10 protein-coding genes are annotated in these 12,210 nt (G+C 57.5%); 2 read left to right on the top strand and 8 right to left on the bottom strand.

The features are described 5' to 3' along the window. Positions 1-138: 138 nt before the first annotated feature. The 4 genes from PhaeoP97_RS02675 to PhaeoP97_RS02660 form a co-directional block, all read right to left on the bottom strand. The gene (locus PhaeoP97_RS02675) at positions 139-768 is read right to left on the bottom strand and encodes a class I SAM-dependent methyltransferase (RefSeq protein ID WP_072503768.1); all 630 of its coding nucleotides are present in this window, start codon (positions 766-768) and stop codon (positions 139-141) included. An 18-nt stretch (positions 769-786) separates the two neighbouring features. Then, on the bottom strand, positions 787-1,539 hold the full coding sequence (locus tag PhaeoP97_RS02670) for a CDP-alcohol phosphatidyltransferase family protein (protein ID WP_072503767.1): 753 nt from the start codon (positions 1,537-1,539) through the stop codon (positions 787-789). A 312-nt stretch (positions 1,540-1,851) separates the two neighbouring features. Further along, complete coding sequence (locus tag PhaeoP97_RS02665; protein ID WP_072503766.1) at positions 1,852-3,060, bottom strand: aminopeptidase P family protein; 1,209 nt, start codon at positions 3,058-3,060, stop codon at positions 1,852-1,854. Between the two features lie 200 nt (positions 3,061-3,260). Next, on the bottom strand, positions 3,261-4,046 hold the full coding sequence (locus tag PhaeoP97_RS02660; protein ID WP_072503765.1) for an alpha/beta hydrolase: 786 nt from the start codon (positions 4,044-4,046) through the stop codon (positions 3,261-3,263). Between the two features lie 199 nt (positions 4,047-4,245). Here PhaeoP97_RS02660 and PhaeoP97_RS02655 point away from each other — a divergent pair, with 199 nt between their 5' ends. Together PhaeoP97_RS02655 and PhaeoP97_RS02650 are read left to right on the top strand one after the other, a co-directional pair. Then, a complete protein-coding gene (locus tag PhaeoP97_RS02655) occupies positions 4,246-5,721 on the top strand; it encodes an NAD-dependent succinate-semialdehyde dehydrogenase (RefSeq protein ID WP_072503764.1) in 1,476 nt (491 codons plus the stop codon). Positions 5,722-5,854: 133 nt separating this feature from the next. Next, entirely contained in the window at positions 5,855-8,044 is a 2,190-nt protein-coding gene (locus tag PhaeoP97_RS02650; protein WP_072503763.1) for an esterase-like activity of phytase family protein, read from the top strand. A 96-nt stretch (positions 8,045-8,140) separates the two neighbouring features. On the opposite strand, the gene PhaeoP97_RS02645 is transcribed toward PhaeoP97_RS02650, so the two are convergent. The 4 genes from PhaeoP97_RS02645 to PhaeoP97_RS02630 all read right to left on the bottom strand — a co-directional run bounded on the left by PhaeoP97_RS02645 (position 8,141) and on the right by PhaeoP97_RS02630 (position 12,181). Then, positions 8,141-8,599, bottom strand: coding sequence for an Hsp20 family protein (locus tag PhaeoP97_RS02645; RefSeq protein WP_072503762.1), 459 nt, complete (start codon positions 8,597-8,599; stop codon positions 8,141-8,143). 162 nt (positions 8,600-8,761) lie between these two features. Continuing rightward, the gene (locus PhaeoP97_RS02640; protein WP_072503761.1) at positions 8,762-9,616 is read right to left on the bottom strand and encodes a trypsin-like serine peptidase; all 855 of its coding nucleotides are present in this window, start codon (positions 9,614-9,616) and stop codon (positions 8,762-8,764) included. A gap of 126 nt (positions 9,617-9,742) precedes the next feature. Continuing rightward, on the bottom strand, positions 9,743-11,077 hold the full coding sequence (gene glcF, locus PhaeoP97_RS02635) for a glycolate oxidase subunit GlcF (protein WP_072503760.1): 1,335 nt from the start codon (positions 11,075-11,077) through the stop codon (positions 9,743-9,745). Positions 11,078-11,080: 3 nt separating this feature from the next. Next, positions 11,081-12,181 carry an FAD-binding protein gene (locus tag PhaeoP97_RS02630; RefSeq protein ID WP_072506261.1) on the bottom strand — a complete coding sequence of 367 codons (1,101 nt, stop codon included), beginning with the start codon at positions 12,179-12,181 and terminating at the stop codon, positions 11,081-11,083. Positions 12,182-12,210 lie beyond the last annotated feature (29 nt).

Genomic DNA, 12,210 nt, shown 5'->3' with positions numbered 1-12,210 from the left:
CATCCACACACCCATTTTGGTCAGTTTTGCAGAGAGGCCTAACAATTGAAAGCTCGGCTGAGCCGGAAGCGGGCTCTGCTGGTTCTGATACAGGTATGGCGGAACTGCCAAAGACCTCAGATCTGTCGCAATGGTGGATTAGGCTGGGACAACTTTTTTGGATAGCACCAAGAAAGTCATCAGACCAAACGGTGGCAGTGGCTGATGATGTTCGACCGACAGGTGATCTTCGCCCAACACAGTATCAATTTCAAAATCGGAATGCCATCCGAGCACATTGGCAAAAGGAGCTGAGACACGTTCAAGAAAGGCAAGGACGCCCTGATCACGCAGGAAGTGGTTGGTGATGACCACCTTGCCGCCCGGCTTTAGCACGCGAGCAATCTCCCCCATGACCTTTTCCGGATCGGGCACGACCGACAACACATGCATCGCGCAGACGGTGTCAAATGTGGCATCGGGGAAATCGAGCTGTCGCGCATCCATCTGGCGCAACGCCTCAACGTGTTGAAGGTCGTTTTCTGCAACCCGCTTCTTGGCCTTGCGCAGCATCTCTTCGCTGAAATCAATGCCCGTAACCATCACGTCGGATTTGTACAAAGGCAGCGACAGGCCGGTCCCCACGCCCACCTCTAGGATGCGGCCGCTGCGATGTTCGTTCACATAGCCAACGGCGCGGCGACGTCCTACGTTGGTGAGCGCACCAAACGTTCGATCGTAAACTGGTGCCCACCGGGCATACGACGTTTCAACGGCCTTGATATCCAATTATCCACCCTTACGATTTTACACGCCGGTCTCCGGCGTTTTTCTTTTTAACAACCCCCAGGCCACCATTGCAGCATACCCAAGGCACAGGATCACAAGTGTTATCCATGCGTAAATCAGGACGGCTGCCCCCGCAAAGGCAAAACCAACCAAGAAGTACTTCACGTTTTCGCGCGAGATTTTGACCGCTTTCAGCGACCACGTTGGTACATGGCTGATCATAAGCAGCCCGATGACAACCATGTGAAGGCAGATCAGAATATCCGGCACCACTGGTGCATCGGCAAAAGCAAAGGAAATGAACATGGGCAGCATCGCCAGCAGCGCCCCTGCCGGGGACGGCACGCCCTCAAAATAAATACTCTTGGCGACAACTTTTTCTTCGGATTTGCTGGACACGTTAAACCGTGCCAACCGCACCACGCAACAAACCGAGAACACTAGCACGGCCAGCCAGCCCAGCCCTCGCATATCCTGCAACGCCCAGTAATAAATCACCAACGGTGAAGCGACTCCGAAGTTGAGAAAATCCGCCAGCGAATCCAGCTCTGCGCCCATCTTGCTGTCACTGCGCAAGATCCGCGCCAAGCGACCATCGAACCCATCCAGAATGGCCGCCGCGAGGATCAGTTGCACGGCCAATGTGTAGTTGCCCTGCACCCCAAAACGGATTGCTGACAGCCCGGCACAGATGGCCGCAATGGTCATCATGTTTGGCAGCAGCTGAATCAACGCGTATTCGGATTTTCGCTTTTCCGGGGTGTGGTGCATATCGGTGGATTTTCCTTTTAGACGGCAACGGCCCACCGCAGTCTCTGCGACGCTGGACCTGTGCAATCGCGACCATGGCAAACATATGCCCGAAGGGAAGCCTCGGCGCAACGTCTGCGCAACACAACAGATCGGGCATGTTACGGCGCGCGGTCGGTAACGCCAATGTTATTCTGGGCCGCAGCGGTGCCGAAAAGAAAAATGGCACCGTGTCTCTCACGGTGCCACGCCCAACTGTGAGGGTTTCTCTTGGGGAGAGACCATGAACAGGCGGGAGCCACCCGCCTACCCATCTCAGCCTATCAGGCTCAGTTATCCGACAACGTTAAAGTCCGGCCCATAGGGGTACTTGGTGATGTTCTCATTGCCGTCTTCATGGATAATCAGGATGTCATGCTCGCGGTAGCCGCCGGCGCCAGGCTGGCCGTCCGCTATGGTCAGCATCGGCTCCATCGAGATCACCATCCCCGGCTCCAACACCGTGTCGATGTCCTCGCGTAGTTCAAGCCCCGCCTCACGACCATAATAATGCGACAGCACACCAAATGAATGACCGTAGCCGAAAGTGCGGTATTGCAGCAGGTCTTGTTCTTCAAAGAAGGCGTTGATCTGATAGGTGATTTCCGCGCAGCTCGCGCCCGGTTTCAGCAGCGAGATGCCCAGCTCATGGGCCGCCACATTGGCCTCCCAGATACGCAGGCTTTCGGCATCCACTTCACCCACGAACATGGTGCGTTCCAGCGCGGTGTAATAACCGGAGATCATCGGGAAGGTGTTCAGAGACAGGATATCACCGCGTTGCAGCTTGCGGGCTGTCACCGGGTTATGGGCCCCATCGGTGTTGATGCCGGACTGGAACCAGACCCAGCTGTCACGGTACTCCGCATCCGGGAACCGCTTGGCAATTTCCAGTTCCATCGCGTCACGGCCCGCCATTGCCACATCAATCTCACGCGCGCCTTCCTTCACCGCATCGCGGATCGCAAAACCGCCGACGTCTGCGACGGCAGCTCCGGCCCGGATCATGTCCAGTTCCGCAGCCGATTTACCCATCCGCTGAACCATCGTGGGATGGTACAGATCAACCAAGCTGGACGGCTTAAGGAAGCTCTCCAGTTTAGCTTTTTGCAGCAGGGTCAGGTGATCGCTCTCGTAGCCGACAACGGCACCATCGCCTGAAACCGACTTGATCGCGCGCCAGAAATTGTCGCGCTGCCAGTCGGTATAGGTGATGTTGTCGCAGAACGACCGGCGCCAGGGCTGGCCTGCGTCAATGCCGGCTGAAATTGTCACAGCCTCGGACGCGGTCACCACCATGCCATAGGGGCGACCGAAGGCGCAGTAGGTGAAGCCCGAATAATACGAGATATTGTGCATCGAAGTGAAGACAGCGGCGGTTACGCCAGTCTCTGCCATGATTTTGCGCAGACCTGCGATCCGCGCCTCATATTCGGAGACAGCAAATTGCAGCGGCGCCTTTTCACCATTGTGAAAACGATACATTTCAGGACGTGCAGTCATAGTCGACCCTTCCATCTTACAAGAAAGGTCCCGGCGTTCAGGACGGTTTGAGTGTTAGGGCAGCATGAATTCCATGCGGCGACGCCATCGCCTGGCCCTTGGCGTAAAAGATGCGGCAGAGCTATAGAACTGGCAAGCCTGAATCTCCGCTCGAAGTGTCGAAAACGACAAGAGCCGCATTTTTCTACGGCTCTTGCCGTCTATTTGACCAGCACTGCGACCAGATCGCTGTCCGGATCCGCCAGAGGCTCAATCACGTTGAAATGGTGTTGCCCCAACGCAATGACATGATCCGCGCCCCAGGCCTCTACCAGCCAGACCGCCTGATCCAAGAATGCGGGGCGTTCCTCTCCGCCGACCCAGACCGTGACCTCTGCCGGGTAGCGATCTTGCATATCAATCGGACTTTCGGCGGCGGCACCGGCTGCGTCCAGCTTGAATTTGGTGTTCATTGTGGTGCGCAGCAAAGGCCGCAGGTCGGACAGCGGCGAGATTGGCACAACTGTGCTGATCCGCGCGCCGATCTCTTCGGGCAACAAACCCCGGTCCAACATGCGCGCCACCAGATGACCGCCTGCGGAATGCCCTGCAAGCGATATCGGGCCATCAACCTCTGCGGCGATTGCGGTGACAGCCGCAGTGATCTGCTGAGTGATATCGGCAATCCGCACCTTTGGGCACAAGTCATAAGACGGCATGGCAACCGCATAGCCATGTGCCAAGGCACCAACAGCGAGATGTGACCAGCTGGATTTATCAAACGCCATCCAATAGCCACCATGCACGAAGATCATCAGCCCCTTGACAGCATCTTCGGGCAGAAACAGATCATAACGCTCGCGCGCGCCCTCACCGTAAGGGACATCCAGTTTTGTGCGCCCGCGTATCGCGTTGCGGAAATCCTCGGCCGAGGCCAACCAGCGCGGCGGATAGCTGTCAGCATTTTCGATGTAGGCGCCATTTGAATACGCGTCGTCGAGCTCCATGCCCAATCTCCCTGTTCTTCTTGTTGCCGCTACCTGACAGTCTGGCACAGAACATGTCAAATAACCCGGCCCGTGCAGAACATTGATGTGGTGCCCACCTTGCTCCTGAATTTGATCAAATTCTGGACTCACCTATCTTTCTGGACATATCAAGTCACAGCTGATTTGCATTTCGCAAATGACATACGGGAGGCCCGCAATGCTCGACGCAACCACTGATCTGAAATCACTGCTCACTGATCCCAGCCTGCTGGAACCGCGCGCCTATATTGGCGGCGGTTTTGTCGATGGCCAGGATGGCACATTCGAGGTGAAAAACCCCGCGCGTGGCGATGTGATTGCCAATGTGGCCAACGTCAGCCGGTCGCAGGTGGCAGGCGCCATCGCGCAGGCTGAAGTTGCTCAGAAGGATTGGGCCAAATGGACCGGCAAGGAGCGTGCCAATGTTCTGCGCAAATGGTTTGATCTCATGATGGAGAACCAAGAGGATCTGGCCATAATTCTGACCGCCGAAATGGGCAAACCCCTGGCAGAGTCGCGCGGTGAGATCGCTTATGGCGCGTCCTTCATTGAGTTCTTTGCCGAAGAAGCCAAACGTATCTATGGAGAGACCATTCCCGGCCATCAGCGCGACAAGCGCATCACGGTGCTGAAGCAGCCCATCGGGGTGGCCGCCTCCATCACGCCCTGGAACTTCCCCAATGCGATGATCACCCGCAAGGCCGGGCCGGCACTGGCGGCGGGCTGCGCCTTTGTTGCGCGGCCTGCTGAATTGACGCCACTGTCCGCGACCGCGTTGGCCGTGCTGGCAGACCGTGCGGGCCTTCCGGCGGGCGTGTTCAATGTCGTGAGTTCCTCCAATGCCTCTGAAACAGGTAAAGAGTTCTGCGAGAACAACGCCGTGCGCAAGCTGACCTTCACCGGATCTACCGAAGTGGGACGCATCCTGATGCGGCAGGCGGCAGATACCGTGATGAAATGCTCCATGGAGTTGGGCGGCAACGCACCGTTCATTGTCTTTGATGATGCTGACCTCGACGCCGCGGTCGAGGGCGCGATCATGTGCAAGTTCCGCAACAACGGCCAGACCTGCGTCTGTGCCAACCGGATCTATGTACAGGCGGGTGTTTACGATGCCTTTGCTGCGAAGCTAAAGGAAGCCGTGGCCAAGATGACTGTTGGGGATGGTCTGGCAGAGGGCACCCAGTTTGGCCCCCTGATCAACCAGAAAGCCGTCGAGAAAGTGCAGGCGCATATTGCCGACGCAAAGGAAAAAGGCGCTGAGGTGATCCTGGGCGGCAATCCATCGGAGCTGGGCGGCACATTCTTTGAGCCGACAATCATCACAGGCGCCACACAGGACATGGTATTCTCTCAGGATGAGACCTTTGGCCCGATGGCGCCGCTGTTCAAGTTTGAGACCGAAGACGACGTGATCGAAATGGCCAATGACACCATCTTTGGCCTGGCCTCCTATTTCTACGCCAAGGATCTGAGCCGCGTCTACAAAGTGGCCGAAGCGCTGGAGTACGGTATTGTCGGGGTCAACACCGGCATTATTTCAACCGAGCTGGCTCCCTTTGGTGGCGTCAAACAGTCGGGCCTTGGTCGTGAAGGCAGCCACCATGGTATCGAAGACTACCTTGAGATGAAATACATCTGCATGTCTGTATAAAGCTGGATGAAGGGCTGCGGCGGGTGTCCCTGCCGCAGCCACCACATCACTAAAACTACATCAAAGCGTCACAAAACCTTGATGCAGACCCGTCAGGAGCAAGGCAGTCAATTCATCCATACTGGAGCTGCCGATGTCCACGCGCCTTTTGTGCCTGACCTCTGCCCTCGCGCTCACCGCTGGTATCGCGCAGGCAGACACTTCATTTAATCGTATCGCGTCCTTTCCCGTGGTCCAGAACATGGCCGCAGGTGAAGACATCACACGCGAAAGTTCTCCCGAAATCATCGACGCGACTGCGGATGGCATGACGCTGGTCTATACCGACAGCCCGCTGGAGGCTCTGGGCCTGATCGACATCACCGATCCTGCGAACCCGGCCCCCAAGGGCAATATCGCGCTGCCGGGCGAGCCGACCTCCGTCACGGTAATCGGAACCACGGCGTATGTCGGTGTGAACACATCCAAGAGCTACACACAGCCCTCCGGCCTGTTGAAAGCCTTTGACATCCGCACTGGGACCGAGACCGGCTCTTGCGATTTGGGTGGTCAGCCCGACTCGGTCGCAAAATCCAAGGATGGCGCCTTCCTCGCCGTTGCGATTGAAAACGAACGTGACGAAGATCTGAACGATGGTCTGATGCCGCAAATGCCCGCAGGCAATCTGGTGATGATCAACACCGCGGACGGCGGCTTGGATTGTGCCTCTATGAAGGTGATCGGCCTTGCGGGTCTGGCAGAGATTGCCAGCGACGATCCCGAGCCGGAATATGTCTCTATTAACGGGCTTGGAGAGACGGTAGTCACTCTTCAGGAAAACAACCATCTTGTTGTCCTGTCCAAGGATGGCATGGTCCTGAATCACTTCTCGGCCGGGGCGGTTGATCTTGAAGGTATCGACGCCACGGATGAACGCGGCGCGCTGATCTTCACCGAAAGCCAAGAGAGCCGCCTGCGTGAGCCTGATGCGGTGACCTGGATTGATGACACCCATTTCGCCACTGCAAACGAAGGCGATTACAACGGTGGCTCGCGAGGCTGGACCATCTTCAACAAAGACGGCACCGTCGTTTATGACAGCGGCACCTCCTTTGAACATGCCATCGTGCAGATTGGCCACTACCCGGACAAACGCTCTGATGCCAAAGGCGTCGAACCCGAAAGCGTGACCTTCGCTGAATTCGGCGATACGCCCTATGTGTTTGTCGGCGCCGAGCGGGCATCAGTTGTTGGGGTCTATGATGTGACGGACCCCACCAATCCGGTTCTAACCCAACTGCTGCCGTCCGGTGTCGGGCCAGAAGGGTACGCCGTCATCCCTGAACGTGGTCTGCTGGTCTCGGCCAATGAAAAGGATCTGATCGAAGACAAAGGGGCACGTGCCCATGTTATGCTGTACGAGCTGCAAAATGGCGCCCCCACTTACCCGCATCTGACCTCAGAAGGCGCGGATGAGCTTATCGGCTGGGGCGCGTTATCGGGCATGGTCGCCGATGAAGATGGCATGATCTATGCCGTCAATGACAGCTTCTATGGCTTCCAGCCTTCGATCTTCAAAATTGATCCCAGCCAGACGCCTGCCCGTATCGTCGACGTGATCCGCATTCATCGCCAAGACGGCAACCCGGCCCAGAAACTGGATCTGGAGGGCATCACGCTGGACGGCAAAGGTGGCTTTTATGTTGCTTCCGAAGGGCGCACTGATCGGGTGACACCACATGCCATCTATCACGTCTCCAAAGACGGGTTCATCAAAGCCAAAAAGGGCGAGATAGGTCTGCCAGCCGAGCTGATGGCCGTCGAGCGCCGCTTTGGCTTTGAAGGCATCACCAAAGTGGGCGACACGCTCTGGATGGCCGTTCAGCGGGAATGGAAAGATGACCCGAAAAACCACGTCAAACTGGTGTCCTACAACCTGGAAACCAAGGAATGGGGCGCGGTTCACTATCCCAAGGCAGAGCCTGACACCGGTTGGGTAGGGCTGTCAGAGATCGTGGCCCATGGCGACTATGTCTATGTCATTGAGCGCGACAACCAGCATGATTTCCGCGCCGTCACCAAAAAGGTCTACCGCATCCCGATGACTGAAATGCAGCCAGCACAGCTGGGCGGTGATCTGCCGATCGTGCAAAAAGAACTGGTGCGCGATCTGTTGCCGGATCTGACCTCCACCGGGGGCTATGTGCTGGACAAAGTGGAAGGCCTAGCCATCACTGCGGATGGAGAAGGGTATATTGTGACCGACAATGATGGTGTCGACGATGCCTCTGGAGAGACGATGTTTTTCTCCATCGGGAAAATGGGTCAGCCAGAGGTCAACTGACCCTTTCCCCCGACCAGATATAACCAAAACAGCCCCCCGGTCGCTCCGGGGGGCTGTCGTGTATAAAATTGTCAGATCCGAGTGATCAGAACAGGATCAGTTGACTGTCTTAGCGTCCAGCTCTGGCGTCCTGCCAGAGGCAATCTCGATCCGCCGCGGTTTCAGTGCTTCGGGCACTTCACGCTGTAGATTGATATGCAGCATACCGTCTGAATGGCTGGCACCCGTGACACGCACATGATCAGCTAGGGTAAACCGACGCTCAAATGCGCGGGTGGCGATGCCGCGATGCAGATATGTGCGCTCGCTGTCATCGTCGGATTTCTTGGCCGAGACCACTAAGGCGTTTTCCTTTACCTCGACACCCAGATCAGCGTCAGAGAAGCCGGCAACGGCGATTGAGATGCGATAGGCATCTGCGGCGGTTTTCTCGATATTGTAAGGGGGGTAGCTCGGCTGCGCGCCATCAGAAGTAAGTGCGCGATCCATCAGGTCGGCAATCTGATCAAAGCCAATGGAGGCGCGGTGCAGCGGGGCAAAATCAAAACTACGCATGTGTCATCCTCATTCGTGAGCGATTTCAACGTGCCCTCCCAATCGGGACGGGCGTCTGAAGCGTCGGACCCCGATCATCGGCGATCCGAACAGTGTTGAGATAAGAGCTGTTTTTTCCGGTTCAAGGGGGACGCATACAGTTGGTATTCAGCTGCTTCGCAATCAGCGTTTGATGAATTTCGCGCCCGTGCTCTGGCGTCTTTCGCCAACGATGACCCGTCCCACCCCAGGAGGCATCTGCCCGCCAATCCGGCGGCCCGTCAGCTGTGACTGCAACAACGCCAGCTCCTCTGCCAATGCGGACCCCAGTGCGACCTGCTTGCCGGAAACCTCAGCCTTGGCCGACACCACCGACACAATTTTAGGGCGTTCACCGTCAAAGGAAAACACTGGCGCCCCGGAGGAGCCGTAGTCCACATCACAAGACATCACCAACACACCCTCCTGGCGGGACATTACGGCACAGACATCTTGTAACGATGGCGCTTCGGATCGGTCATGAGCATAAGAGACAACCCCGATCCGCGCGCCTTTTTGGGGGCGCTCATCAGTTTCAAACGGGGTCACGGTGGTATTGCGAATGGGCCGTTGCAGCTGCAAAAGCGCGATATCATTTCGGACGCGGTCGGTCGAGATCTCACCGTCATAGATATACCCGGGATGAATAACAGCCTGACGGACGCTGCGATAGGCTGATGCGCGCCCATTGCGCCAGCCGGCCAAGAATTCGATTGTCTGAGGCGCAATTCTCGCCCGGCTGTCGCGATCAAACAGGCAATGCGCTGCGGTCAGCACCAGATCTGGCGCGATCAGCGCGCCGGTGCAAAACCCCTCGCCATTGACATCCAACCGCCCAACCGCCTGCCAGTCACGGCCCGCTTCCGTGGTCTCCAGCCGTTGCAAACCACTGTCTTCAGCCATGGCGCCACTGGCCAAGGCCACATTCATCAAGGCCACACCGGACAAGGCAACTGCCAGTGACGGCAACAGCTGCCCAATCCGTTTTCCTGCAGTCATTTCCAGCGGCCCCACGTATGATTTTATCCCCTAAAGACTATGCTTTGGTTTGGGCGAAATTACGGCAGTCAGACCAAGAATGCACCTGCAGAGTATCTGACTCCGAGCAGCTTCTCGCCTATGGCGTCACCGTAGTATCGGGACTTCGCCCGCGCGTGCACTGCTTGTTGTATTGCCTGCATCCAGCGCGCGTGGCTTGGGGCCACCAGTGGCCCAGTCCAACAGTTCGACCGTGTGCGTAATCGGAAGCTCAGTGCCGGAGCCGATCTGCATCATGCAGCCAATGTTGCCAGCCGCGATGACATCTGGCTGTTTGGCCTCCAGCGTCTTGATCTTGCGCGCCTTCAGCTCAGTCGAGATTTCCGGCTGTAACAGATTGTAGGTGCCCGCCGACCCACAGCAGAGATGGCTGTCCGCCGGTTCCACCACGGCGAAACCAACCCGTTTCAGCAAGGTTTTTGGATGTGTCTTGATTTGTTGGCCATGTTGCAGCGAACAGGCCGCGTGATAGGCAACAGTTAACCCACGCGCCTCACCTGCGGGCAGATCCAGTTGCATCAGTAACTCTGAAACATCCATCGCCACACCTGAAACACGGGCAGCCTCTGCGGCCAGCGGATCATTGCGGAACATATGGCCGTAGTCCTTGACCGTTGTGCCGCACCCAGAGGTGTTGATGACAATCGCATCCAGCCCCCGCCCATCCATCTCAGCCGTCCAGGCACGGATGTTGTTGGCAGCGCTGGCATGGCTTTCGTCCTCACGCCCCATATGGTGGGTCAGCGCGCCACAGCAACCGGCCCCCTTCGCCACAACCACTTCGCAGCCGAGCCGGGTGAGCAGGCGGATGGTGGCATCATTGATATCGGTATTTAGCGCCTTTTGCGCGCAGCCCGTCATCAGCGCCACGCGTTTCCTGCGCGGTTGACTGGCTGCAAAACTCTGCGGGTCATCATTCCGGCTGACGGGCGGGATGGTTTTCGGAACCATATCCAACATCGCCCGCAAGCGCGCATCCGGTATCAATCGTTTAAAGGGCTGTGCCAGTTTAGCACCGATCAAAGCCAGCCTAAACCGACCCGGATAGGGCAGGATCCGCGCCAATAACCAACGCAAGGCACGATCCCCGAGGGGGCGCTGATAGTGTTTGTCGATATAGGCCCGCGCATGATCGACCAGATGCATGTAGTGCACCCCCGATGGGCAAGTGGTCATACAGGCAAGGCAACTTAAACACCGATCAATGTGTTTCACTGTCTTCTCGTCAGGGACACGCTCGTTTTCTAGCATATCCTTGATGAGATAGATCCGGCCGCGCGGGCTGTCCAGCTCATCGCCCAGAACCTGATAGGTCGGGCATGTGGCGGTGCAAAACCCGCAATGGACGCAAGAGCGCAGGATTTCATTGGCGCGCTGTGTACCGGGATCGCGCAGCTGATCTTTGGTGAATGTCGTCTGCATAGCCTACCCCATCAATCCCGGATTAAAGATCCCCCGCGGATCAAACTGTTGTCGCAACGCCTGCGATATCCCCGCCAACGGAGCGGGTTGTGGCTGAAATTGCCCAAGGGCGCTGCGCGTCTCTGCCTCAGCCCGCACCAGCGTTGCATGGCCCGGAACATCCAGTCGCGCCCGTAAATCAGTGCCGGCGGGCACCAAGGCCCAGATCAACCCACCACCCCAGTCGAACAGCAGCCCGTCCGCGCACAATTTCGGTGCCAGTTCCACCGCATCCGAGGGTTTGACAGACAGCCGCCAGACATCGCCGGATCGACCGTGAAACGCCGCGACATCCCGCACCCCGCGCCAGAGCTGCGCTGATCCATCCAGGCTGCTGTCAGCTGCGCCAAACCTGGACAATGCCGCCTCCAAGGCCTCCGCCCTGTAGGCGACCGAGGTCTCAAAACCTTCAACCCTGATGTATGTGCAGCCTCTCTGGGGATCATAGGCTGCCCCGGTCACATCATAGGGTGATCCAAGCGCTGCTGACATTGTGGCAACAGCGCCAGCTAAGTCAGCACATTCGACAGTAACTGTCGCTGAGGCCTCGGCACAGGGCAACACCTTCAGCGATACCTCGCTCAGTACGCCAAGCGTGCCTTGCGCCCCGCACATCAGCTTTACCAGATCGTAGCCGGTTACGTTCTTCATCACCCGACCGCCATTTTTCGCCACGTTCCCGTGACCATCCACAAAGCGCACACCAAGCAGAAAGTCCCGTGCTGCCCCCACCTGAATACGGCGCGGCCCGGACAGATTGCTCGCAAAGACCCCGCCAATGGTCGGCGTACCATCGGTGCCCAACAAACCCCGACAGTCCATCGGTTCAAACGCCAAACGCTGGTTCTGCGCCCTCAGCAGCGCCTCAATTTCTGAAACCGGCGTGCCCGCCTCTGCCACCAATGTCAGGGCGCCGGGCTCGTATAAGGTCACCCCCGACAGCCCTTTGGTGCTAAGCATCTCACCGGCTCCTCCCAGACCTTGGGTATCTCCCCCCTGGATACTAATAGGCGCGCGGGCCGATCCGATCATTTCGGCCAGTTCGGCCTCGCTCTGCGGTGTCATCATCTTCATCTTTCACAAATATCCCGAGG

The organism is Phaeobacter porticola (assembly GCF_001888185.1).
Classification (GTDB): Bacteria; Pseudomonadota; Alphaproteobacteria; order Rhodobacterales; family Rhodobacteraceae; genus Phaeobacter; species Phaeobacter porticola.
The sequence above is the reverse complement of the archived record's forward strand: the minus strand, read 5'-3'. Positions and strand labels throughout refer to the sequence as shown.

Coding starts and splice junctions, on each gene's coding strand:
- PhaeoP97_RS02650 (WP_072503763.1), top strand. CDS start 5,855: ATGTCCACGCGCCTTTTGTGCCTGACCTCTGCCCTCGCGCTCACCGCT.
- glcF (WP_072503760.1), bottom strand. CDS start 11,077: ATGCAGACGACATTCACCAAAGATCAGCTGCGCGATCCCGGTACACAG.
- PhaeoP97_RS02670 (WP_072503767.1), bottom strand. CDS start 1,539: ATGCACCACACCCCGGAAAAGCGAAAATCCGAATACGCGTTGATTCAG.
- PhaeoP97_RS02665 (WP_072503766.1), bottom strand. CDS start 3,060: ATGACTGCACGTCCTGAAATGTATCGTTTTCACAATGGTGAAAAGGCG.
- PhaeoP97_RS02645 (WP_072503762.1), bottom strand. CDS start 8,599: ATGCGTAGTTTTGATTTTGCCCCGCTGCACCGCGCCTCCATTGGCTTT.
- PhaeoP97_RS02660 (WP_072503765.1), bottom strand. CDS start 4,046: ATGGAGCTCGACGACGCGTATTCAAATGGCGCCTACATCGAAAATGCT.
- PhaeoP97_RS02640 (WP_072503761.1), bottom strand. CDS start 9,616: ATGACTGCAGGAAAACGGATTGGGCAGCTGTTGCCGTCACTGGCAGTT.
- PhaeoP97_RS02655 (WP_072503764.1), top strand. CDS start 4,246: ATGCTCGACGCAACCACTGATCTGAAATCACTGCTCACTGATCCCAGC.
- PhaeoP97_RS02630 (WP_072506261.1), bottom strand. CDS start 12,181: ATGACACCGCAGAGCGAGGCCGAACTGGCCGAAATGATCGGATCGGCC.